The following is a 26496-nucleotide window of genomic DNA, read 5'->3' as shown; positions in this document are numbered from 1 at the left end:
ATCTGTTTCTTTAATTTAATTATAATTTATAAAATACGACATCTATATGTCATATATTTTAATATAATTAAATTTAGTAATAGTAACTTATAAGGAATACATCTTAAGCATCTCTTTCAATCTATTTATAACATTATCTCTAATGAATTTAGGTTCAAGTACTTCAACACTATCTCCAAAAGATAAGATATATCCATAAATCCACTCTCCAATTGGGAATTCTGCAATTACATCATATGTATTATCTTCATTTTTAGTTATTAAATCATTGTTAAAATCATCAAAAACTCTATAGAGCATCTTTTCCTTAAATCTTAGCCTCAGAGTTACTGTATCTTCTTTAATTATTTTAGAGTCATCTAAGTATGCCTCTTCAATTATCTTTCTTGAAAATATGTCTTCTTTTACTACTAAGTTTTTCATTCTACTGATTCTAAATATTCTAAAATCGTCCTTTAATTTGCAAAACCCATACAAGTACCAAGTCTTACTTTTATACATTAGCTTCATCGGTTCAACAGTCCTATTTGTCTGACTTGAAAAACTATTTACATAATCAAAATTTATAGTATTGCGTCTTAAAATAGCATTTTTTATTTTTGTAAATTTATCATCCTCATTAAAATTACTTCCCCATTCAGTAAAATCTATTTCAATCCAGTTTGCAAAATTACTTTCTCCAAATATTGAGCCAATTTTATCTACTACTGAATTTATTTCTGGATACTTTGTTGCTTGTAATGTTTGAAGTGCTATTATTAAACTCTCCTTATCTTCCTTTGACAATATAGTTTTGTCTATAGAATATTCTTCTATTAAAGATATTCCTCCTCCTTTGCCTTTAGTCATATATACTGGTACTCCTGACATAGACAGAGTTTCTATATCTCTATATATAGTTCTTGTAGAAACTTCAAACCTCTCAGCCAATGCTTTAGCAGTAACTAATTTTTTATTTAATAGTATTACTATTATTTCTGTTAATCTATTTATTTTCATCTATTATCACCTACTAAGATTATTATATTTATCTTTATTTTCTATAATTATATTATTTATTTTAAAGCTTTTTATATTTTATTCATACAATATTTAAGTAAATTTTTAATAAATAAATTTATATGTTAATATTTTGAATTTATGTAATATTTTACATATTTTTTCGTTGACAATGTTAAATTTTTGATTTATCCTTAATTAAGGACATGTTATTGACAGTTCTTAAACTTATTTGAAAAACCATTTTACTATATAATTTTATGTAATTTAGGAAAACGTATTATATTCAAGAAAACGTATTTTCTATTTCAAATTCAAATAAGTACAATATTTATTTTTTTAGGGAGGCAATCATGGAAATTAATAAAAAACACTTTATTCAAGTCTTTTTAACTTGCTTAATCTTAGTAGTAGTATGTGAATTTATAGGACAAAGAACATTAGCTATTGGCTCAGCTTCTATAATACTATTTCCAATGCTTTATGCAGTTATAATCGGACTTATAATAACACCTGACTTATTAGGCAAAAAAATTAAAGCACTTAAAAAAGTTATTGGAGAAAAAGAAATCAATATTGCTGGTGAAGTTGTTGGAATTGCGCTAGTAATGCTTGGTATAAAATATGGGACTACAGTTGGCCCAAACATCGATAAGATAATTCAAGCTGGACCTGCATTTCTTGCTCAAGAATTTGGTCACATACTTGCACCAATAGTTGCATTACCTCTTGCATTAATATTTGGTATGAAAAGAGAAGCTATTGGAGCTACTGCAAGTATAAGCCGTGAACCCTCTTTAGGAGTTATATCTGAAAAATATGGGATAAATTCTCCAGAAGGTAGTGGCGTACTTGGTACATATTTAATGGGTACAGTTCTTGGTACTATATATTTTAGCGTATTAGGCTCAGTCTCAATTTATAGTGGCCTTCATCCATATGCTTTAGGAATGGCTTGTGGTGTTGGTAGTGGAAGTATGATGACTGCAGCTGCTGGCTCACTTTCTACCATGGTACCTCCAGAAATGGCAGATACAATACTTGCCTATGCAGCAACAAGTAATATGATGTCTAGTATAACAGGAATTATATTCTTGGTCTTTGTATCTTTACCATTTACTAATTTTATGTACAAAATTTTAGAACCTAAATTTTCAAGAAGTAAAAAAACTGACGAAACAAAAACTACAAAAGGAGAGTGCTAATAAATGTTTGCTAATTTAGATTTAAAGAAAAGTTCATATCAATTATTGGTTATGTCTATTATTGGAGTTATAATTCTTATAGGACAAAGAATTAGTGTTGGTACATCTATAGTAACAGCTTTTCCTGGAATGGTAATGTTAATATTAGCTGCTATGACTGCTATGATTATAAAGGATTTATTTCCTAAATCAATATTTCCTGCTTTTGGATTTGCAACTATAATAGGTCTTTTACTTAGTATGCCATATAGCCCAACATCTGAAGTATTCTTAACTAACACTAATAATATTAATTTTATGGCTATAACAACTCCTCTATTAGCTTTTGCAGGAATTTCTGTTGGAAACAAAATAGAAGCTTTAAAGGAAATGTCATGGAAAATAGTTATAATATCACTTGTTGTCTTTACAACTATATTCTTTGCATGTGCAAGTATAGCTCATATAGTTTTAAGTATTCAAGGTAAAATATAGGAGGAACTTATTATGAATAAAGAACAATTAAAATCTCTAGTAATAAAGACTATCGATGAAAATAAAGAAAAAATATTAGAAATAGGTCATGGAATCTACAAAAACCCAGAATATGGATATAAAGAGTATAAAACTACAGAAGCTGTTTCAAACTTTTTTGAACAAGAACTAAACTTATCTGTCGAAAAAAATATAGCTGTTACAGGATGTAAGGCAGATGCAAATTCTAGTAAAGAAGGTCCTCATATATCTATACTTGGAGAATTAGATGGTATATCATGCAAAGAACACAAAGATTCTAATGAAATAGGTGCATCTCATACTTGTGGACATAACATACAAATAGCTGGAATGTTAGGTGCAGCTGTTGGTTTAGTAAAAAGTGGGGTTTTAGAACATTTAGATGGTAAAATATCATTTATGGCTACTCCTGCTGAAGAATTTATTGAATTGGAATACAGGGAACAATTGAAAAAAGAAGGAAAAATAACTTACTTTGGTGGAAAACAAGAACTAATAAAAAGAGGTTACTTTGATGATATAGACATATCTATGATGTTTCACTCTTCAGATTTAGGAGAAGATAAGGCTCTAGTTGGTCCTGAAAGTAATGGCTTTGTCGGCAAAAAAGTTAAATTTATAGGAAAAGAATCTCACGCTGGTTCTGCTCCACATGATGGAATAAATGCTTTAAATGCAGCAATGCTTGCTATAAATAATGTAAATGCACTTAGAGAGACTTTTAAAGAATCTGAAAGAGTTAGATTCCATCCTATCATCACAAAAGGTGGAGATATAGTAAATGTTGTTCCTGCTGATGTTCATATGGAATCATATGTAAGAGCTAGAACTATAAACGGCATGATAGATGCTAATAAAAGAATAAATAAAGCATTGATGGCTGGTGGAATGGCGGTTGGAGCTGATGTTGAAATAACTGAAATTCCTGGGTATCTACCAATATTAAGATACAAAAACCTTGATAACTTATTTAAAAATAACCTTGAAGATTTAGGTTTAAAAGGAAAAATTATTGATGGTGGAGATTTCACTGGTTCATTTGATTTTGGAGATGTATCTCATATAATGCCTACCCTTCACCCTATGATTGGTGGTGTAAAAGGTGCTCTTCATACAAGAGATTTTGAAATAATTGATGAAGACTTAGCTTACATAGTACCTGCTAAGGCTATGGCACTTACAGTTATAGACCTTCTTTTTGATAATGCTAAAGAGACTAAAGGTATATTAGATGCCTTTACACCAGTTATGACTAAAGAAGAATACTTAACATTCTTAGAAAAACACGACAAAACTTTATAGGTCTATTAAGTATTCTTTTTATAATACAAAGGTGGTATATGCTTTAAAAGCTATACCATCTTTTCTTTTCTTTCGTAAAGTCCTCAATATTTATTTAGAAAAAATATAACAAATATATTCATCCTCATGTATAGTAATAGCATACATTAGTAGTTAGAGATAGCATTTACAAATACTGTATATTTCTTATAAAAAAATATTAGCTAAATCTCAATTATTAGGGTACGAAAGAAGGTGAGTTGAAATGATGACATTAAAACAAGTTTCTTCATTAACTGGTGTCAGTATACGTACTCTACAGTTTTATGACGAAGTTGGTTTATTTAAACCTACAAAAATAACTACTGATGGATTACGATTATACGATGATAACGCATTAGAAGTTCTACAAAAAGTTACATTTTTTAAAGAACTTGATTTCACATTAAAAGAAATTGAAGCAATCATGGAAAATCCTCAATTTGATTGTCTAACTGCATTTAAAAATCAAAAAGAACTAATCCAAATAAAGCGAGATAGATTAAATGCTCTATTAGAATTACTTAATAAACTTATAAAAGTAGATAAATGTGTGGATTTTAAAGATTTTAATATGAGTGAGTATTTTCATATTTTAACTGAGTTCAAAGAATCTCACACTGATGAGAGTGTCGCACAAACTGAAAGCATTGAAGATTTTGATAAAATAACTTCAGAAATCAAATCATATGAAAATGAAATAGCAAATATGGCAATTAAGCAGTTTGGAAGTCTTGAAAAATACACAAAAGCTATGGAAAATAACTTTCAAAATTTTTTATCTAACAGTACTGCTACTTCTCAATCAGAAGTACTTAACCTTATTAAAAAAGGTGATGATATTACAAGAAAACTTACAGAAAATCTAAGTAAAGATGTTGCATCTTTAGATGTCCAAGAATTAGTTAAAGAACTGATTTCTTTTACTAATAAAATTAATAATGGAATAGATATGGGAGATAATTATTGGCCTATTATGTCTGAAAATTATATATCAAACCCTGTATTTATTGAGGTTAACGATAATAAATATGGAGTTGGAGCATCAAAATTTATTGGTCTTGCTTTAAAAGCATACCTTGAAAAATAAAAACTTGATATTACAGTTAGCACTTTATACTATAAATTTGCAAAAAATAGCATTGGTAAACATAATAGATATTTACTGATGCTACTTATTGTAATATTTACAAGGTTACCATTTTTGTAGAAAGCATACAATATTTAGAACGTTGAATTTGAACAGAGTGGCTTCCTGACTCTAGTTATAAATATGTAGAAAATATTTCAGATATAGAAGTTTACTTAAATTCATACCTACAAAATGCAGAACATGAAGTCTGGCTTCCAGTTACAAAAAAATCAGAAAAGAAAAATGGCAGTTTCAAAATTCCAGCTGAAACTACCGTTTTTCTTTTTAAAAATTATATATTACATATACATAAAAATCATGATAAAATATTAAATCAGTTTATTCGATAACACCCTTTTCCTGCTTCCTTTGCTGCATAAAGAGCTTCATCTGCCTTACTATATAAATCTTCAAAATTAGCAATGTTTTTATCACAAATTGAACATCCTAAACTAATATGAAATACATAATCATTTTGTGATAAATCTTCCATATTATCTAATGCATCAAATAATTTCTCAAAGCGTATTTTACAATTCTCCTCATTCTTTAAATCCTTAGCATAGATGGCAAATTCATCACCACCTAATCTTAAAACTACACTATCATAGAAAATATTCTTTATATTATCAGCTACAGCTTGTAAATAACGGTCACCTACAATATGACCATAGGAATCATTGATATATTTAAAATCATCTATATCGATAAGAATAAAAGCTCCATACTTTTTTTCGTCCATAAGATGTTCAATCATTTCAACGCCAGCACCTCGATTATATATACCTGTCAATAAATCAATTTCTGATTTAGTTCTATATTTAATGTAGTTTTCTACACTTTCGATACGGTCATTCAGAATAAAAAAGTTAACACCCACAGATAAAAAATAAAAAGTAACTAAATCAACTAAATCCGCCATAAACATATTTATATCCTTTGCTATAAAGCAACAAATACCATAGATTATAGCAGTTCCTGTTATGTAGAGAGTAATTCTCCACGGTTTATCCAATATGAATAAAGGAAGTACACATATAAAGACCATAATTGTGATTGATGGTTCTGTTTTATCTAGAAAAGTTCCCATCAAAATACCCATTATCATAACTGGAGTTAATGCCAAATAAAAGATAAGCGTTATATGCTGAAAGTGTTTTTTTAAGTAAAATTTAGAAATAATATAAAGAATAAAAAAGTATCCAAGTATAATAAAAAACTCTATATTAAAAGTAACAACTTCTGATAAAATCAATCCAAATACAAACACCATAGCTGAAATAGTGAGTCCTAATAATGACAAACCGCAGAAACATCTATAATTTCTCAATCTAATTTCAGATTTATACAAATTCATCTTCTTTGCTTTAAAATTCTTTAATATTATTTCTAACATCCTACCTCCCTTGTACATTCCACACTCTTGTTCATGAATTATTTTAATACTTCTATAGTTCAACTACTGTTGATACACTTATAAATGAACTCTCACATTATTTATTAATTTAAAGAGTGATTTAACTATCATATAGAGCTATTATTCATATTTTTTCATTTTTCTATTAAAATTAACCCAATGATTTCCAATTATATAAATTGATTATATTTCCAATATATTTTTTATAAAAATATAATAATATTACTATCTAGTTTACAAAAACATATAAATAACTTAATATTTTTAATTTTATTTTAATATTTCTTTACTTATTATTAGAATATATTATATCATTCTCATATACAAAAGTCATTAAAAAGAGCTCCTACATAGGTTATATCCATCATAATATAAACTTGTGTATTTTACTATTTCTCTACGATTCTTTCATCTTTTTATATTTTTCATATGACCTTATGACAATTTATCCTCTTACATATTATTTTTTAATTCTAACCTAAATACTCCACTTGAGTTGTTATTTAGTTGTTATAAAGTTTTGTATTTTATTAATTTATTCTTTTACTAACTTAATATTCCACTAGATTTTTATAAAGTTTTGTTTTAAAATTAATTTTAAAGTATATATATAATACAAATAACTTAGATATAATTCGTCATTAATCTACTTAAAGCATATTTAATTAACATCACTCATCCAGAAAATTCAGAAAATTACATTGACATAGGAAAAAGTTTATTTTATACTTTTTTTAGGACACATTGTGGACACGTCTTAAATTGACAGTCATAATTTATATTATAAATTTGACCACAATACTTATTTTCAATATTATATTTTAAAAACATAGGGAGGATATTATGAATGATAACGTAGTTAAAAAGAAGAACTTTTTTGACAGAACATTAAACAGAATAGAAATTGTTGGTAATAAGCTACCAGACCCAGTTACAATATTTCTAGGATTATGTGTACTTTTACTTATACTATCTAGCATAATCGGTTCTATGGGTATATCAGTAGTTCATCCTGGTACTGGTGAAACTATAACTGCTGTAAATTTATTAACTGTAGAACAACTTCAGATTTTATTAGGAAATATTGTTAGTAATTTTCAAGGCTTTGCACCTTTAGGACTAGTTTTAGTTACTATGATAGGCGCTGGTGTTTGTGATAAGACTGGACTTATGACAGCAACAATAAAGGCATCAGTAAGCAAAATTCCTGAAACAAAAGTAACTCTTGTTGTAATGACTATAGGTATGCTTGCAAATATTGCATCAGATGCAGGTACAATACTATTCCCACCATTGGCTGCACTTGTATATCTTGGTGTTGGAAGACATCCACTTATAGGTTTATTTTCTGGATATGCCGCAGTCTGTCTAGGATTTGCAGCAAACATCATGATAAGTGTTAACGATATACTTGCTGCAAGCTTTACAGTACCAGCAGCTCAGATGATTGATTCTGGATTTGAGGCTAATGCAACAATGAACTTATTTTTTATGATAGCATCAACTTTTGTATTAATATTGTTAGCAACTTGGGTAACAGAAAAAATTGTAGCTCCTAGATTTGGTAAATACGAAGGAAATGCAGAGTTACATGTTGATGGTAGCCTTAGTGATGTAGAAAAAAAAGGGCTTAAAAAAGCTGGTATAAGTATATTAATATATGCAGCAATTATGATAGCACTTAGCGTAATTGGTCAAAAACCATTCTTAGCAGACCCAGAAACAGGAGATTTATTATCAAATAATGCTCCTCTTATGAAAGGTATGGTACCTATAATAGCTTTAGCCTTTTTTATACCTGGTGTTGTATATGGAAAAACTATAGGTAAAATAAAAAAGGATAAAGATGTTGTCTCTATAATGGCTGGTGCAATGAGTGATATGGGTGGATATATAATACTAGCATTTGCTGCTTCACAGTTTTTGCAATTATTTACAAATAGTAATTTAGGTTTGATACTCGCTGTAAAAGGTGGAGAGTTTTTGAAATCAGCAGGAATAAATGGTCCTTTATTATTGATAGGATTTATTATATTATCATGCTTTATAAATTTATTTATAGGAAGTGCATCTGCAAAGTGGGCTATACTTGCACCAATATTCGTACCAATGTTTATGATGGTCGGATACAATCCAGCACTTACACAAATGGCTTATCGTATAGGTGACTGTATAACAAATCCACTTAGCCCCTTATTCCCATACTTCCCTATTATACTAGCATTTACAAGAAAGTATGATAAGGATGCGGGTATGGGTACTGTAATAGCTAATATGCTACCATACTCTATATCATTCTTGATAGTATGGACCATACTATTGATACTATTTATGGTGTTTAATATTCCATTAGGGCCTGGAATATTCCCTTCTTATAGTATGTAATTTATTTAAATTTTTCTAAAAGGAGAAATGATTTATGTTAAGTAAAAATAGACTTATAGATAACTTTATGGATATGGTTAGGATTGACAGTCCATCTAATCAAGAATTAGAAATGTCCAAGTGGATAGTAAACTATCTAAAAGAAAGAAATATAGACGCTATTATAGATGATGCTGGTGAAAAATATGGTGGTAATACGGGAAATGTTATCGCATATATAAAAGGAGAAGAAGGAAGTAGACCTCTTTGTTTATGTGCTCATATGGACCAAGTTCAACCTTGTTTAGGTGTAAATCCAATACTAGATGGTAATGTAGTTAGAAGTGATGGAACTACTACACTTGGTGCAGATGACAAAGCTGGTATAGCTGCTATCCTAGAAGCTCTAGAACATGTTATTACAGAAAAAATACCACATAGAGATATATATCTATGTTTTACAATTTGTGAAGAAGCTGGTATGCATGGTGTTAAAAACTTTAACCCTGATAACTTACCTTGCAAGGATATGGTGATTTTAGATTCTGGTGGAGCTATTGGTTCTATAGCATATAAGGCTCCTGCACAAGAATCTATAAAAATATCTTTTGATGGTAAAAAAGCACATGCTGGTATAGAACCTGAAAAAGGTATAAATGCTATATTTGTTGCCTCTCATGCTATAAGTAATATGCATATAGGTAGAATAGATTCTCTGACAACTTCAAATATAGGTAAAATAGAAGGTGGTGGAGCTACAAATATAGTAACTGATAAGGTTACATTGACTGCTGAAATCAGGTCTCATGTCCCTGAAACTTTAGAATATGAACTTAATCATATGAAAAAATGTTGTTCAGATGCTGCATCTAAATTTAATACTACTTACACTTTTGAACATAATATGTCTTATCCAAGTTTTGAACTTAGTAGAGACAGTCATGTTTTTAAATTAAGTGAGGAAGCAATAAGACAAGTTGGTGTTGTTCCAAATCCAATGATAATTGGTGGTGGTAGTGATGCAAATATACTAGCTAATCTTGGATATAATTGTGCTATATTAAGTTTAGGGATGTATGACGTACACACAGTTAATGAATATGTAAATATAGATGAATTATATGATACTGCTAAAATAGTTTATCATATGATTAAGTTAAATGATGAATTGTAAAAAATTAATGATAAATTAGAGTACTATCACTAATATAAATACTTTTATACAATACTACTCTTTAACTCTCATAATTAAAAACCTATGTATTTTCAACTCTATAAGTACTATTTTAAAAAGTTGATTTACATAGGTTTTAGTATTTTATATGACACTTCATACAATCTTATATAATATTTTAAAACAATATCTCAGTAATATTCTTTGGTCTACCTCCACCAATACTAGTTTCTTTAGCACATATTCTCCCTAGATTTGCACTTACTATTTTATTCAGTATACGCCTTGCACTTCTTTCACTTACATTTAGATATTCTGCCAATTCTTTTGAATCGTAAATCTTGCTTTTTCTATTTTCACTTATAGCTATAATTTTTGCTACTGATTCGCAACTCATTCCAGTTTTTTTAGATATTTCTATTACTTTTTCATCAGACAATACTAAGGAGTAATTTAATTCATTTTCTGAGGCTAAAGGACCTCTTATATTTTCATCTTCATCTACTAAATATATACCAATTTCTTTTGAATCTATTGAATGTCTCAATGCTTTATGTGCATTATTTTCAGCTTGATATGCAGTTACTCCAGTCCCAATACCTATACTAAGAGAAAATCCCATGTCTTTTATATCTCTTTTTAACTTAAATAATTTATCATAATTGTACTCATTATCAGCTACACCTTTATGAACAAATACCACATAATCATTTCTTCCAAACGAAAATAAAGAACCTTGAATACTTCTTGCATAGTTTACTACAAGCTTATCCATATCTGATTTTTTTATCATATCAGAATAATAGTTTTCTATCTTCTCTTTATAATCTATTAGACTCAATATTTCTACTGCAATTTGAGAAAATCTAGCCTTACTTAGAGCATATTCACTCTTCACTTTCTCATAACTTTCTTTGATTAATTGTATAGTTGCTTGTAGCCGAAATACAGGATAACCTCTTTCCTTTAACTCATTGTACACTGCTCCAAAACCAGTTATCATTATCTCGGTCTTATTTTCTTCAAACAATTGTATATGCCACTTTGCAAGTTCAGATTCTCCTACTTCTAAAGAAAATGGCCTACAAAATATACTTGTAGCTTCAATATCAAACTCTTTAAGTGCATCTTCTACAACATATCTATCAACTACATCTATACTAAATTTATCTAGCTTTATATTTTCGCTCTTTATTGCCCAAAATGCTTTCATTATACTTGTCCCACTTCTTGGAACAAATGAATGTGGTTTACTTATTTCATGTTTAGATTTTATAAACTCATAGACTCCACATCCTGTAAATATAATAGCATCACATTCATCTTCACATTTTGAAATAACTTCTACCGTATCTACTACTTTTTCTCTTACATATATTTTAGTTTCTAAATTGCTATCTATCTGTTTTAAGTCTTCCTTTATCTTAAAGCCAGAGTCTGAAGGACCTATAATACCCACTATCATAAACTTCGCTCCTAATCCATCCATATTGTACTTACTAAAAAATTATAATGTCATTGCTTTTTATTTTTTATTTAATTTATTATCTCACATTCTATATTTACGGTAAAGAAGTTCTATACAAGCGTTTAGAATAAAAATCTTTAAAAATTAAATTTTAAATACTATAAAGCCTGTATATATTTCAACCTTGAATTATTAATTGACTGAATATATACAGACTATCTTACATTTAATTTAGACAACCTATCACAGAATATATTACATTTAAATAAAGTATATTATTTTAAGTAGTTATTAGTTTACTATCTTGATGATTATAAAGTAAACTTTCAAAATCTAGACTTGGAATAGGCTTACAATAGTAATATCCCTGAATTACAACACAATTCAAACTAGCTAAAAATTCTGCTTGCTCTTTTGTTTCTACACCTTCTGCAACTACATCCATTTCTAGGTCCTTAGCCATGGCTATAGTATGCTTTAAAACAATTTTTTCTCTTTCTGTAATTTCTTTTTCATTGAAAAATCCACAATCTATCTTTAATGTATCAATATTTATATTTTTTAGCATATTTAATGAAGAATATGCCGAGCCAAAGTCATCCATATTTAATATAATACCATCTGTTCTAAGCTCTGCTATTATCTTGGCAAATAGCTTTATATTTTTAATAAATAAGCTTTCTGTAAGTTCTAATTCCAAAAATGATTTTGGTATATTATATTTATTTATTAGACCTAAAACAATATATCTAAATTGAGGATTATACAAATGTAATCTTGATACATTTACAGAAATCGGTATTGGCTTCTGACCTAAGTCTATCCATTTTCTTATCAAAGTACATACTTGCTCCCATATATACATGTCTAGTTTAATAATAAACCCATTCTTCTCAAATAGTGATATAAATTTATTTGGAGGTATTATACCTTTTTCTGGATGTATCCATCTAACCAAGGCCTCTGCTCCTACAATTTCATTTATTTCAAGATTATACTTAGGTTGTAAGTATACATGAAACTGTCCATTTTCCAATGCATACTCCATTTCTCTTTCCATCTGTTTTTCTTCAATTGCATCATTCCTCATAGCTTCATCGTAAAACATATGATGACTTATACTTTGCTTCTTTACATTTTTATGTGCATATCCTGCCATTTCACAGGCATTTGTAACTGATATATTATTATCCAAAATCCTATAAATTCCAAAGCATGGTACTAACATATATTCAAATTGCTTTATACTTAAATTTTTTGTAATCTTATAAATTAATTTATCTACCTCTTTATCATGATAACACTCATAAAAAATGCAAAACACATCTGCATACATACGACAACAGATTCCCTTAGAAGTAATATTTTTTTTAATCAGTTCTGCAATATATATTAATGCCCTATCTCCCTCTTGAATACCATAAATATCATTAATTACCTTGAACTTATCTATATCCATCATTATAGCAACATAATGTTTATTAGGATGTTTTTTGAGTAATAAGTTTGCTTGTTGACAGAAGCCTTCGTAATTATATAGCCCTGTCAATATATCTCTTTGCCTTTTACGTATTTGCATAATATGGTCTATATTTTTAATAGAAAGCAAAATATGCGTCTGATTTTCACCAAATTTATTTTTACTGATGACATTTAGGATACACATAGATGCCCAATAGTACCTTTTATCCTCTCCTAAACATCTACATTCAAAACTCAACTTTAAGTCCTCTTGCTTGTTATTTTTTGAATCATCAAGAAACTTTGAATAAAGATTGGAGTAAAATATAGCTCTATCATCAGGATGAACTATATAGTTTCTAATGTATAAAAATGTTTTTTGTATGTTCTCTTTTACAGAAATTTTAAAAATATTGTTTTCTGATTGATAGATTGGAGTAATTAAGTTTTTCTCTAAGCAAATATCTAAGATAATATCATATGTATTATAAACTAATTTTTCATAAGTTTTGGAATATCCATCACTTGTTATACTGTCAAAAGATTCTTTAGTCTCTAAATCTTCATATGTAGATAAAATTCTTTTTTCTGAATCATTTAAATTGCTTATCTCCTCTAATTTATTGGTCCTTAATTTATTTTTTTCATAATATCTTTGCTTATCTTGGTACATTCTCTCGTCAGCAATTTTAGTCAACATATGTATATTTATATTATCTTCACTCCAAGTGCTTCCTATTGCTACACTATATACCCTAGTATCTTTAAACTCCTCACTTAACCAAGTAACCTTTTCTTCAAATAGTTGTTTTGAAATTTCCTCACATAATACAACAAACTCATCTCCACCAATACGATAAATATTATAGGAATGAAAGTATTTTTTTATAATTACACAGGTTGATACAATAGCAGAATCGCCACTAGCATGTCCAAAGTTATCATTGATATCTTTTAATCCATTTATATCTATAAACACAACCCCCATAGATTTAGCTTTATTGCTGTAAAAATTATCTATGTATTTAATATATTTATTTCTATTGTAAACCCCAGTCAAAAAGTCATAATAGCTCATATGATTCAATTTATTTTCTACTTCTCTCTTTTTCATTTCAGTCAATAAAAAATAAGATAGAGAAGTCAAAAGAGATGTGTCCTTAACAGCTCTCTGTGGATTGTCAACTCCAATAAATCCAATAATCTTATCATCTTGCTTTAATGAAGATGCTATTAAACTTTCAATATTTTGAGGTTTTAAAATTTCATACTCAATTGGTTGTGTTTCTTTTAAACTTTCTATATTATCTACTATTATAAAACCTTTTTCATGAAATAATAAAAACCAATTTTTTAGTGATTCAATATCAATATCTTCAAGGAATTGTTTTTGTCCCTCAACCCCTTGATTACACCATTCATATGTATTATTTATCTTTTTACCATCTGCTGACACTTCAAAAATATATGCTCTATCAGCCTTATGAAATTTCCCAATACTGCCTAATACAAGATTTATAGCATCTGAAAAATTAGTTTCTGTTATAAGATGTTTAATACACCCAACTAGTAATTCTTTTATTTCTAATTTTTCTTCTATCGACTTACTTATATTTTCCTTATCAGTAATATCAAGAGCTATTTCCAGTCGTGCAGCTCTGCCTTCCCACTCAATTAATTTATCTTTTAATATAAAATGTCTGTCTATTTCAGTGTTTGTATTTTCCCATATGTAATATTCATCATCTTTCAAAAAAGAGTTAGTACAAAATTCACAAGGAGAATCTCTTCCTTGTAATGCTTCATAACATTTTCTATGAGAAATATCATCAAGCCCTAATAGCCTTTTCCCATTTTTATTAATATATAAAAGTTCATATGTATCCAAGGAGGAAACATATATAATTTCATCTAATTCATCTAATAAGTTTCTCACACTCATTTATGTATAACTCCTTTTATTCAATTTTTTAAATTCTTGAAACTATGTCAAGTTTTGATGTACCTTTGATGATGCTATTGTACTTTTTTATAAAAAAAAAGAATACAATAGCATCATCTTTTTTGACAAATAGAGCTCATTATCATATTACTCATTGAGGCTCTCTAAAACTTAAATTATCATAAATATCTTTTGCTGTACATACTATTTTTTTAATCTTCATATAATTCTTGTTATTCATACCTTAACTTAGTTCTAAGCAAGTTTTACATTATAAAAATTATATTTTATACTCATATCTTCATTCAATATATAGTATAAATATTTACATAACTATTAAATAAATATTTATATTATGAAAAATCAAACTGCTTTACCCATTTAAAAAGACATAAGTTCTCATTGCTAAAAAAGTACATTCTACAATGAATTACAGTGTTGTTATTATAGTTATATTAATAATATCATAAAGACCATTATAAAAAGATAAAAATAGTAACTTTTTTATATTAAAAAATATTTATTAATAAATAAAATATTTTATATATAAAAATTATTTATAAAAAAGAAATATCAAATTAACTAAAGCTCAATTTGAAATATATTTTATTTAAATAAAAATATAGTCTTTATTAAAATATAGTTTTTGTATTAAAAATCGCCATGCAAATATAATATTAATAGGCTGGCTTTCCTCCTACTTATTATAAAATACATGGCTATTTATATTTAGTTAAAATATTACTAGTTTAGATTAACTAATACTTTTAATTTGATACTTATTCATCTGTCATGCGATATCCTACTCCAACTTCAGTTAAAATATACTCTGGTTGAGCAGGATTTTTTTCAATTTTTCGTCTTATACTTGCCATAAAAACTCTAAGGGATTGGTTTTCACTTTCATAGTAATTACCCCATACCTTATCTATTATAAATTTATGTGTTAAAACTCTTCCTGAATACTTAGACATTAATTCAACAAGTTTATATTCAATTGGAGTTAAGTGTATTTCCTCACCATTAATAGATACAAGATGCTTTTCATAATCTATCTTTAGATTTTTAACCTCAAAGGTGGTAGGAACGTCACTATTTATCTTACCTTGTTGAACTTTATTTCTAAGGGCCACACGCACTCTAGCCAAAAGTTCTGTTACACTAAAAGGTTTAGTTAAATAATCATCTGCTCCGCCATCTAAAGCCTCAACTTTATCTCTTTCATGCTCCCTTGCTGAAACAACAATTATTTTATTATTTTTAGCACAAGCCCTAACTCTACCTATTACCTCAATTCCATCAATATCTGGTAAACCTAAATCTAAAATTATTAAATCTGGGTCAAGAGAATGTATAAGTGATATAGCTGTGCCTCCATTGTCAGTTTCTACACATCTATAGTTTTGAGTTTCCAGAGACACTTTTATAAATTTACAAATTGGTCTATCGTCTTCTACAATTAAAACCAACGGCTTTACTTCCATTCGTCTTTCACCTCCCCTTTATCTAAAGGTATACTGAATCTAAATGTAGCTCCTCCAGAAGGATTATTGAAAGCAATAATTTCTCCACCATGAGCTTGTACTATAGACTTACATATTTCTAAACCAAGACCAATCCCTCTTCTTTCAAGATTTCTTGCTTTATTCTTTGTATAAAATCTATTGAATATATTCTTAATATCTTCACTTGGTATTCCTTTTCCGTTGTCTGCCACTTCAAATAATACATTTTCGGCTTCTTTGCTTACAGTTAATTCTATCTTAGAATTTTTAGGTGTATGTCTTATAGCATTGTCAATTAAGTTTACTAAAACTTGCTCTATCAATAATACATCCACATGAACTATTATTATTTCATCTGGTATATTGGTTTGTATCTCTCTACTATTGGCAAATTTTTTAACTCTTAATATAGATTCCGCAATTATTTCATCTACAACCTCTGGACGTTTTTCAATATCCAATTTTCCTTCATCTATTCTGGTCATGCTAAGTATATTCTCAACAGAGTGTGTTAACCAACTTGTATCTTCATATATATTTTTTAGTAGCTCTACTCTAGTTTCTTTATCTATTATGTCATCATTTTCAAGTATAGTTGAAGAAGAACCTAGTATACTTGTAAGTGGAGTTCTCAAATCATGAGAAATTGATCTAAGTAAGTTTCCTCTTAATCTCTCTCGTTCTGTTTCAAGATTAGCTTTTTTATTCTTTTCAAATAGGTTTTCTCTATCAATTGCTAATGCAACCTGTGTTGAAACTGCTTCTAACAATATCTTTTCATTTTCCGTAATAATATCAATTTTAAAACATGCAATACCTATAACACCAAGAACATTGGATTCTTGACCTTTTATAGGAAAATAGTAAGCACTACTATTTTTACAATATTTTGTTCCAATCCCAACTGGTTCACCTGTTCTAAAAGCCTCTTTTATAGCTTCCTTTTCTAATACTGAGTGGAATATATTCTCACTTCCATCATTATTACAAATATAAATACTTGGCTTACCTAGATTATTATCACCATCTGCAATAGTTACTATAACAGTTCTATTTAACATGTTCACCAAATTAGACCCACAAAATTCAATTATTTGATTTTTATTTTTTGCTTTAAGAAGTGTTTTATTATTTTCATAAAGCAACCTTATCATTTTCTCTCTTTTATGAGAAAGTCTTACTTCTTTTTTTATTCTAGAAGTTAAAGTGCTTGTTATAATTGCTGCCAAAAGCATAATACAAAAGGTCATTGGATAATCTTTTCTATAAGCTATAAAAGTATATAATGGGTGTGTAAAGAAAAAATTAAATGATAGCACTCCTATTACTGAAGAAAGTATTCCAAAAAAATACCCATGTGTTATACTTGTAGCAAATAATACACCTAATATATACACTAAAATAATATTAGATTCATTAAAACCTACTTTTTTAAAAGCTACTGATATTCCAGTAGCAATTATCATAACCAATATAGTTTTTATAAAGTCCTTAATAATTATTTTCTTACTGAGATAGTCATCTTCATCATAATCATACTCTTTTAAGTCTTCATGATGTAGTCGTTCTTTTTTCATTTACTGCAATTCCTCCTTACTGTTACTGTTTAAATTGACTCTAATGTATATAATACAATTTTATCATAATAAATTCAATCAATACATTTAATTAATACCTTCAAATTACTAAAAGGTGCTGTCTTAAAATGAAAATAAATCTCTATTTCAAAACAGCACCTTTATATATTTAAATCACTAATTTAATTTTTACATATTTAAATTGTTAATTTGATTCAATCTAATAAATTATAATATCTTAATATTTGATTTTTAAAACATTCCTATCCAACAAGCATAAATATAAAGTGGGCACATACACCTGCACATAAACCACCTATTGTATGCGAAAGAATCGCTTTACCAGCTAATGGTCTTGCATCTAAAGCATCCATCATACCAATGTGTGTACTTAAATATCCACTCCAACACATACCCATTGCTGTAAATACTGCTATATCATTAGGAGTTACAGCACCTGATTTTATAAATTCTGGCACTAGAGATATTGCTGCCCCAACAGCACCTAATGCAGTTACAGGGAATGCTATTGCTTCTGGTGAAGTAAATCCAAATAATGGTTCTATTATAAAACTGATTTTGTCACCAATAGCAGGTAATAATTTTATACCTTCATATGCAGCTCCTGTGTAAACAGCTTGACCTGTAGCAGGGTCTGTAGATGGTCCAAAAGTTAATAACATAACTAATGTACAAACTACTAAAACTCCTGGTATTATAGCCATACCCATTTCAACACCTAGCTTACCACCTTCAAGTATAGCATCCAATCCTCTTTGGAATACATTACCATCTCTTATTTCTCTAAACTCTTCAATCTTTTCACCTTTTCCATTTGCTTGTTTGTCATTATCAATTTTAGGGTCATAATTATAATACTTTTTAGTAAAAGTCAACATAATTCTAACACTAATAATACTACCTATTATTGCTCCAACGTTACCAATTATAGCTGGTAATACATATTCTTTACCTTGAGCTATCATGAAAGTTGTTACAATAAGTCCCATACCAAAAGCTGTTCCTAAGTTACATAAAGCAGGTATTTGGTATTTTTTAAAGTATTGTGTAAATGTTTTGTCTTTAGCGAATGGTATAATAGCTGGGTTATCAGATAAATAAGTTGCCACTACTCCTGCTATACTAGCACCAGGTAACCCCCATATAGGTCTCATAAGGCCCTTAAATATCTTATTTACTAAAGATATTACTCCAAATTCTGAAAGTAATGCACTAAGTGCACCTGCAAGGACTGCCATTGCCATTATCAAAAATACTGTTTCTAGTAAAAGTGCATGTGCTGTACTCATTATTACTTTGAACATCATTCCTGCACCCATGATACTGCCTACATAGCCAAATCCTACCGCCAAAAGTACAATAAATACGAAGGTTTCCATACTTACTGCCTTGACTCTCCTCTTCTCTGACAGCTTCTCCATTGTGAATCTTCCCCCTTTTAATTTAGAATTAAGGTTTCTACATTAATACAAATTTGTTAATACAAAACAAGTTCTAAAACTTACATCTGTGATTCAAGTTGTCGGTTTGTTGAAATAAAAAACCGTGACTAATATTATGACAATAAGAATATCTAATTTAATAAAAGATATTCTTATTCTATTTTATGTTATTATATTATCATCCTTTGGCATAAAAGTCAATTTTTTCTATTTCTGTGGTTTAATTTTATTTATGCTCTTCTTATATTTTTCATTATCTTTTATCTTTGAAACTATTCCATATAGATTAACTTTCCTAAATACTGTGGTTATAAATACTAATCCCAATGCAATCGAACTTGCACAAGATAATGTACTTACCCCATACTCTACTGCCTTAATATAGTCATTAGTTAAAACAGAATACATAGTGTTATATATTCCATAACCTGGTACTAGAATTATAAGACAACAGACACTTAAAGTTGTCGATGGAGTCATATAAATCCTAGCACATAATTCACAATATATTGCAAAACATACTGTAGCTATAAAAAAGCACAAATTTACTGATACACCCATATTCAAACAAAACTTATATGAAAACCATGCTATACTTCCACCGACACCTGATATTATCAAGTTTTTTCCCTTCATATTAAATAGAATTCCAAAACTTAAGGCTGTAAAAAAAGCTGCTACTACTTCTATAAACAATTTCATTTATATACCCCCTAACTTGAAGTATAATCCTAGTACCAAAAACATTCCTACTGCTATGGATACACCTACAAAAAATACTTCTGCCAACTTTGCAAGACCAGATATCAATTGACCATCTAACAAGTCTCTTAACGCATTAGTTAAAGCGAGCCCTGGAACCAAAAGCATTATTGCTCCTGCTATTAAATGGTCCATAGTCTTTATAAATCCAAGCTTTAGAATCACAATGGAACAAAAAGCTATGACAACTGCTCCTATTGCATTTACAAAAAAATCGTTTAGTGAAGACTTATTTAAGTACATAATAACAAATTTAGTCATTATTCCCACCATAAATGCAGCTATAAATTCTTTTAAATCTCCTCCAAATAATATAGAAAAAGTTGCTGCTGCAATACCTGCAAAAATTATTGTTACTATATCTGAATAATAATTGTCTTCACTTATCTCATCTAAAATCCTCTCACATAACTCAATATCTAAATTATTTATACTGATTGCTCTTGATAATGAGTTAACTTCATGAACTAAGTTTAGGTCTACCCTTCTTGAACTTATTCTTTTAATTGCTGAATGTAGTTTTCCATCTACAAAAACAGATGCCATTACAGCTGTTGGAGTTGCAAATACATCAACATGCTCTATACCAAAAGATTGGCATATTCTACTTATCGTTTCTTCAACTCTATAAGTTTCTCCTCCACTCTGCAACATAGCTTTACCTGCATTTGAGGAAAAATTTAAAATTCTATCTATATCCACAAAACATATCTCCCATTCTTTTATAATATTATTCATATTTTATTACAATATATTAATTATTTAAACTAGTTTAAATAATTGATATCCAATATTTAGATTTTATGAAAAAATTTGTTTTTTATGCTTGTCAGAAATAAATTATAAAGTTATTTACACCATAAAATGGCTGAATTAATATTTCATAGACACTTTCAACCATTGATATATAACCTCTTTAAATTTTATAAGCTTATTTTTCTTTTCATTATTTTTGTTTTAATAAAAAATTCTCTCTCCACTTAGTATTCATTTTATTAATTCTTCATTGAATACTTTAAAACCTACTACAATTTATGATTTACAATAACTATAATTTTAAATCTGTACACTTGCAAATTGCTCATAAGATAATAATTAATTTTTATGTTTATTTAAATAATTAGTTTTTATATTTATATGAACATTAAATAAAAGTGCTACATACATTACAAGGTTTATACTTATCTAATATAACAACATAATGCCTTATGTAAATCCATAAAAATCCATATCTCATATAATGCAACTATTATTTTAACACCAACTACTACACAAAACAACATATTAAAAAGTAAAATACAAAATATCCACTATAAACCTTATTTTAATATAAAATATATATTATAATATATTTTATATAACTTAAATATAAAGAAAGGGAGTACTATATGTTAAGAAAAGATAAAGTTTTATTATCACTACATAAGTTATGTAATAATATAACTTTAAAAGACCTACAATCAGAGAAAACAGGATTTACTACTCTTGAAGTTGCTAACAATTCATCTCTTGATAGAAGTAATACTAGTAAAGAATTAAATAATCTATACAATGAAAAGAAAGTTGTAAAAATATCTGGTAAACCTATTTTATTTTTACATGCTGGTATTATTGAAAATTTGATTGGTCGTACTTTAAATAGCTCAGAATATTCTATAAGCAATTGTAATGAACTATTTAAATCAACTAAAAATGATTCAGAGGATGTCTTCTCAACATTACTTGGATATGATTCTAGCCTTAAATTAGCTATAGAAAAAGCTAAATCTGCCATACTTTACCCTCCAAAAGGTCTTAATACATTACTTATAGGGCCTACTGGTGTTGGAAAAAGTACATTTGCTGAAACAATGTACAAATATGCTATAGAAAGCAAAGTCTTTTCTTCTGAAAGTAAATTTGTAGTATTTAATTGTGCTGAATACGCAGAAAATGCTAACTTACTTCTTAGTAATTTATTTGGTTATGTTAAAGGTTCTTTTACTGGTGCTAACAAGGATAAATTTGGGATAGTTGCACAGGCTAATGGTGGTATATTGTTTTTAGACGAAATACACAGATTACCCCCAGAAGGTCAAGAGATGCTTTTTCTTTTGATGGATAAAGGTATATACAGACGATTAGGAGAATCTGATGTCGTACACAGAGCTACAGTCTTTATTGTGTGTGCTACAACAGAAGATATACAGTCTTCCTTACTTGGAACTTTTCTAAGAAGAATTCCTGTTACAATTAACCTACCTGCTTTACAGGATAGGTCTTTAAAAGAAAGATTATCTCTCATTAAGTATTTCTTCATTATAGAATCTAAATATACTAATGCAACTATAAGAGTTCATAAAGATGTAATTAAATCATTACTACTTTATGACTGTTTTGGTAATATAGGTCAACTTAAGTCTGATATACAACTTATGAGTGCAAGAGCATTTTTAAATTATAAGACTGAATTAAAAGATAACATAGAAATAGACTTGTCTCTTGTTCCTGACTATATTTACACTGGTCTTTTAAAGTTGAATGAAAATCGCAGTAATTTAAACAAATTATCAGAACTTGATTATATGCTTTTTTATGAATTCAATGGTAACAACTTAGAAGTTGAGTATACAAAAGAACTATCTAAATACAATATAGATACATCAAACAATGGATTTAGATACTCTACAGAGATTCCTTATCTAGAAAATGATATAAGGAGTATGTTTATAAATTATATGGAGAAATACTCTACAAAATTACTTTCAGTATCATCAGTGACTCATTCTGATTATACAAGTAATGAGATTTTTAAAGTAATCAACCCAAAGATTTACTATGCTGTTGAACACTCTTTAAAAGAAGCTGAAAAAATATCTAGAAATAAATATACAAAACAGACTTATGTTGCTCTTTCAATGCATATAAGTGCTCTAATAGAAAATATAAACCAGGATACATATAATCCTAAGTACAATCTATATAATGATAAAATTTTCTTAGAGAAAGATTTAAATATAGCTAAAATAGTTTTAAGTATAATTGAAAATGACCTACAGATATCTTTACCCAAAGATGAAGTAAAATTTATATCTATGTTTCTAAATAGTACATACCTTGAGCCTAATAATCACGCTGAAAGTATTGGAGTTATAATACTTGCTCATGGAAATTCAACAGCTAGCAGTATGTGTGATGTAGCCAATTCACTACTTGGTACAAACCATTGTAATGCAATTGATATGCCTTTGGATGTGAAAGTAAGTACTATACTTGACAAAGCTATAGAATTGGTAAAAGAATGTGATGAAGGTAAGGGAGTACTCCTTTTAACAGATATGGGCTCTCTTATAGCTTTTGGAGAACTTATTTCAGAAAAGACAAAGATTAAAACACGCTCTATTGAAATGGTGTCTACTCCAATAGTTTTGGAAGCAGTAAGAAAAAGTACTCTACCAGAAATGACCTTAGATGAGTTGGCTAACTCTTTAAGCTCTTTAAATCCATATATTGGACGAGCTGCAATTGACTCATCAGAAATAGATTACCCTGAAAAATCAAGAGATTATGTTATAATAACTACTTGTATAACAGGTTATGGTTCAGCTATGAAAGTTGCAGACTTTATAAATTCTTCACTTAAAAATATTAATAAATACAATATTAACTTAGTTCCTCATAATATAGAGAGTTTTAAAATGTATAGGAATAAATTTAGTAATACTAAAATTTTAGCAGTTGTTGGTAGTGTAGACTTTAATGTTGCTAACACTCCATTTATACACATAGAAGAACTTCTAAATGGATATGGGCTTGATATGTTAAACAAGATAATAGAAGGTACATTCAATGCCAACATTATCACTAATATAAAGGAAACAAATCTATCATATAACAGCTTAATAATAAACTTTATGTCTCAGAACTTAGAATTATTGGACTCAGTTAAATTATTCAACTATGTTAATTCATCATTATTTTCAATAATAGAGTTAATAGACAAAGACCTTAAGAGTAAATTTAAACTTGGATATATATTACACTGCTCTTTTATGATAGAAAGATGCTTTAAAAATACAACTTTTCCATATAATAACATTACTGAGTTAATTGGTAAAAATTATAAATTATATGAATTAATACGAGAAGCTTTTAAAACAACTGAAGCTTACTTTAATATTTCGATACCAGATGAGGAAATTGCTTATATAATAGATATGATTAATGAATATCTAAATAAATAAAACTGATAGTTCCTATCTTGCGCACATAATTAGTATATGAAATGGAGGATGAAATTTTGAAAAGAAAAATAAAACACTTAGCAATACTTGCATTAATTTTTACATTTATAACACCTGGATTCTCATTTGCAGATAATCCACCAGTCCCAAATTCGTCAAGGGCGGCATTGCTTATAGACCAAGATACTAGAAGAATATTATTTGAAAAAAATAGCGACGAAAAAATGCCTCTAGCTAGCTTAAGTAAGATGATGACATTTTTACTTGCAATAGAGGCAGTAGATAAGAATCAAGTTAAAGAAACTGATATCGTAAAAATAGACAAGTCTACAGCTTCTGTTGGAGGTTCTACTTGTAAGCTTAAAGATGGAGATGAAATACCTCTAGGAGAGCTTATGCAGGGTCTTATGCTTGTTTCTGGAAATGATGCAGCTATGGCCATAGCAAAATACATTGGTAAAGATGAAAAGAGTTTTGTAGATATGATGAATAAGAAAGCTGAAGAAATAGGAATGCATGATACGTATTATTTTAATCCAAATGGTCTTCCTAGATATACTGACCCAGAACGTAAAGAGCCTCCTATAGAAAACATATCAACAGCTCATGATATAGTTACTCTTGGAAAGTATATGTATGACCATTATGAAAGTCAGGTTACTAGAATAACTACTATGCAAGTTTATAATGATACTAAAAAGGATTTTACACACTACAATACAAATCCTCTACTTGTTTCAGTTCCTGGTGTAGATGGAATAAAGACAGGTTATACAGATAATGCTGGATATTGTTTTGCATTTTCTATGATGGTTCCTAAAGATGCTAAAAATGAAAGAAATCATAGATTAATAGGTGTTGTGCTTGGTGATGGTAATAAGAAGAGTAGAATTTCTTCTTCTGCTAGTTTATTGAAGTATGGTAAAGATAATTTCCATTCTAAGAAGATAGCTCATAAGGGAGATACTATAGAAACTCCTTGTGTTGATGGTATTGATGATTTTAAGATAAAGGTTAAAGTAGATAAAGATTTATATGGTGTTGTTTCAGATAATGAGAATATCAATCCTAAGATAGTGTTTAAGAGCATGAGCTATCCTATCAATAAGGGAGATATTGTTGGTGTTGCAAAGTATTATAATGATTCTGGTAAGTTTGTTGGAAGTGTTAATGTGAGAAGTGAAAGCAATATAGGGTGTATCCCTTTGAAGGACAAGATTAAGATTAAGGTTGCTAAGATAAATAGAGAGCTTGAAGGTAAAAATTCTGTTTGTTTTAAGGCTTAGTGCTTAGATAAAAGTTAAGAGATTGAATGAAAGTTGAAAGAACTCCACTGTATGGTGGGGTTTTTTGTTGTTGTGTTTTTACAAAAAAATTAAAATAGTGGCAACAATTGAGGATGTGAGGGAGAGTTGCCACTATCTATATAGGGTATTATATTATGTTTTTAAGCTAGTTTTTACTATCTTCTATGTTTATATAATAACTCTTGTGTGTGAATTTAATAGAGAATTCATGTGAAAATTATGTGAAGTTTTAAAATACTATAAGGTCACAAATTTTATTTAAGATTCAAAATTACAATACAATATTTTAATTTTTATACTTATCTTACTTTTAGGTATAAATATTTATAAATACTTTTATTTAAATATTTACTTAAGATTTACTAATCTTGTATATTAAAAGGCTGTAAGAAAATTATTTTAAAAATCCTACAGCCAATATTAATATATACAATAAGATTTACATTTTTTGAAACTATTTTTTACTTATATTTAATTATTTATCTCAATATATTAAATAAACTTGATAGTCCAGAAGATATTTTTCCTATTGTTGATATTGGAGCTACGACATATTTTTTAACTTCAAATGTTGTATTTTTTGCTGAATCTGTAGCAGTTGTTTCAGATACTGCTCCTGCCTTAACTAATACACTTACATTATTTAAATCATTTTGTACAGCTGGGACTGCTGTTCCTGATA

Annotated in this window: 18 protein-coding genes; 8 read left to right on the top strand and 10 right to left on the bottom strand. The window is 28.3% G+C overall.

The features are described 5' to 3' along the window. Positions 1 to 87: 87 nt before the first annotated feature. A complete protein-coding gene (locus tag IC218_RS12830; protein WP_227433640.1) occupies positions 88 to 999 on the bottom strand; it encodes a helix-turn-helix transcriptional regulator in 912 nt (303 codons plus the stop codon). A 353-nt stretch (positions 1000 to 1352) separates the two neighbouring features. Between IC218_RS12830 and IC218_RS12825 the strand changes: the two genes are divergently transcribed. The 4 genes from IC218_RS12825 to IC218_RS12810 all read left to right on the top strand — a co-directional run bounded on the left by IC218_RS12825 (position 1353) and on the right by IC218_RS12810 (position 5109). Beyond that, on the top strand, positions 1353 to 2204 hold the full coding sequence (locus tag IC218_RS12825) for a DUF3100 domain-containing protein (protein ID WP_227433641.1): 852 nt from the start codon (positions 1353 to 1355) through the stop codon (positions 2202 to 2204). Positions 2205 to 2207: 3 nt separating this feature from the next. After that, positions 2208 to 2678, top strand: a complete 471-nt coding sequence (locus IC218_RS12820; protein ID WP_227824622.1) for a hypothetical protein — start codon at positions 2208 to 2210, stop codon at positions 2676 to 2678. Between the two features lie 12 nt (positions 2679 to 2690). Further along, positions 2691 to 4001: a M20 family metallopeptidase gene (locus IC218_RS12815; RefSeq protein ID WP_227824621.1), complete on the top strand. Its 1311-nt coding sequence runs from the start codon at positions 2691 to 2693 to the stop codon at positions 3999 to 4001. Positions 4002 to 4245: 244 nt separating this feature from the next. Next, positions 4246 to 5109: a MerR family transcriptional regulator gene (locus tag IC218_RS12810; protein ID WP_227824620.1), complete on the top strand. Its 864-nt coding sequence runs from the start codon at positions 4246 to 4248 to the stop codon at positions 5107 to 5109. 376 nt (positions 5110 to 5485) lie between these two features. Here the strand turns inward: IC218_RS12810 and IC218_RS12805 are convergent, their stop codons facing one another. After that, positions 5486 to 6547 (bottom strand): GGDEF domain-containing protein, encoded by a 1062-nt coding sequence (locus IC218_RS12805; protein WP_227824619.1) that lies wholly within the window; start codon positions 6545 to 6547, stop codon positions 5486 to 5488. Between the two features lie 864 nt (positions 6548 to 7411). Here IC218_RS12805 and IC218_RS12800 point away from each other — a divergent pair. After that, positions 7412 to 8953, top strand: a complete 1542-nt coding sequence (locus IC218_RS12800; protein WP_227824618.1) for an AbgT family transporter — start codon at positions 7412 to 7414, stop codon at positions 8951 to 8953. Positions 8954 to 8987: 34 nt separating this feature from the next. Further along, positions 8988 to 10106: a M20/M25/M40 family metallo-hydrolase gene (locus tag IC218_RS12795; RefSeq protein ID WP_227824617.1), complete on the top strand. Its 1119-nt coding sequence runs from the start codon at positions 8988 to 8990 to the stop codon at positions 10104 to 10106. A 178-nt stretch (positions 10107 to 10284) separates the two neighbouring features. Here the strand turns inward: IC218_RS12795 and IC218_RS12790 are convergent, their stop codons facing one another. From IC218_RS12790 to IC218_RS12760, 7 genes are all read right to left on the bottom strand, one after another. Continuing rightward, a complete protein-coding gene (locus tag IC218_RS12790) occupies positions 10285 to 11571 on the bottom strand; it encodes a transcriptional regulator (RefSeq protein WP_227433648.1) in 1287 nt (428 codons plus the stop codon). A 283-nt stretch (positions 11572 to 11854) separates the two neighbouring features. Next, positions 11855 to 14977 (bottom strand): bifunctional diguanylate cyclase/phosphodiesterase, encoded by a 3123-nt coding sequence (locus IC218_RS12785; RefSeq protein WP_227824616.1) that lies wholly within the window; start codon positions 14975 to 14977, stop codon positions 11855 to 11857. A gap of 779 nt (positions 14978 to 15756) precedes the next feature. Further along, complete coding sequence (locus IC218_RS12780; protein WP_227433650.1) at positions 15757 to 16461, bottom strand: response regulator; 705 nt, start codon at positions 16459 to 16461, stop codon at positions 15757 to 15759. Continuing rightward, a complete protein-coding gene (locus IC218_RS12775) occupies positions 16452 to 18059 on the bottom strand; it encodes an ATP-binding protein (protein ID WP_227433651.1) in 1608 nt (535 codons plus the stop codon). The genes IC218_RS12780 and IC218_RS12775 overlap by 10 nt, the downstream gene beginning before the upstream one ends. Positions 18060 to 18322: 263 nt before the next feature. Next, positions 18323 to 19501 carry a hypothetical protein gene (locus tag IC218_RS12770; RefSeq protein WP_227433652.1) on the bottom strand — a complete coding sequence of 393 codons (1179 nt, stop codon included), beginning with the start codon at positions 19499 to 19501 and terminating at the stop codon, positions 18323 to 18325. Positions 19502 to 19729: 228 nt separating this feature from the next. Next, positions 19730 to 20224, bottom strand: coding sequence for a threonine/serine exporter family protein (locus tag IC218_RS12765; RefSeq protein ID WP_227824615.1), 495 nt, complete (start codon positions 20222 to 20224; stop codon positions 19730 to 19732). Further along, positions 20225 to 20986, bottom strand: coding sequence for a threonine/serine exporter family protein (locus IC218_RS12760; RefSeq protein WP_227433654.1), 762 nt, complete (start codon positions 20984 to 20986; stop codon positions 20225 to 20227). A 686-nt stretch (positions 20987 to 21672) separates the two neighbouring features. Between IC218_RS12760 and IC218_RS12755 the strand changes: the two genes are divergently transcribed. After that, the gene (locus IC218_RS12755) at positions 21673 to 24507 is read left to right on the top strand and encodes a sigma 54-interacting transcriptional regulator (RefSeq protein ID WP_227824614.1); all 2835 of its coding nucleotides are present in this window, start codon (positions 21673 to 21675) and stop codon (positions 24505 to 24507) included. A gap of 41 nt (positions 24508 to 24548) precedes the next feature. Next, complete coding sequence (locus tag IC218_RS12750; RefSeq protein ID WP_227824613.1) at positions 24549 to 25793, top strand: D-alanyl-D-alanine carboxypeptidase family protein; 1245 nt, start codon at positions 24549 to 24551, stop codon at positions 25791 to 25793. Positions 25794 to 26293: 500 nt separating this feature from the next. Here the strand turns inward: IC218_RS12750 and IC218_RS12745 are convergent. Further along, positions 26294 to 26496 (bottom strand): hypothetical protein (locus IC218_RS12745; RefSeq protein WP_227824612.1); only part of this gene is annotated, 203 nt, incomplete at its 5' end.

The organism is Clostridioides sp. ES-S-0005-03 (assembly GCF_020658455.1).
GTDB lineage: Bacteria > Bacillota > Clostridia > Peptostreptococcales > Peptostreptococcaceae > Clostridioides.
Note: the sequence above shows the minus strand (reverse complement) of the source record. Positions and strands in the feature narration are given on the sequence as shown.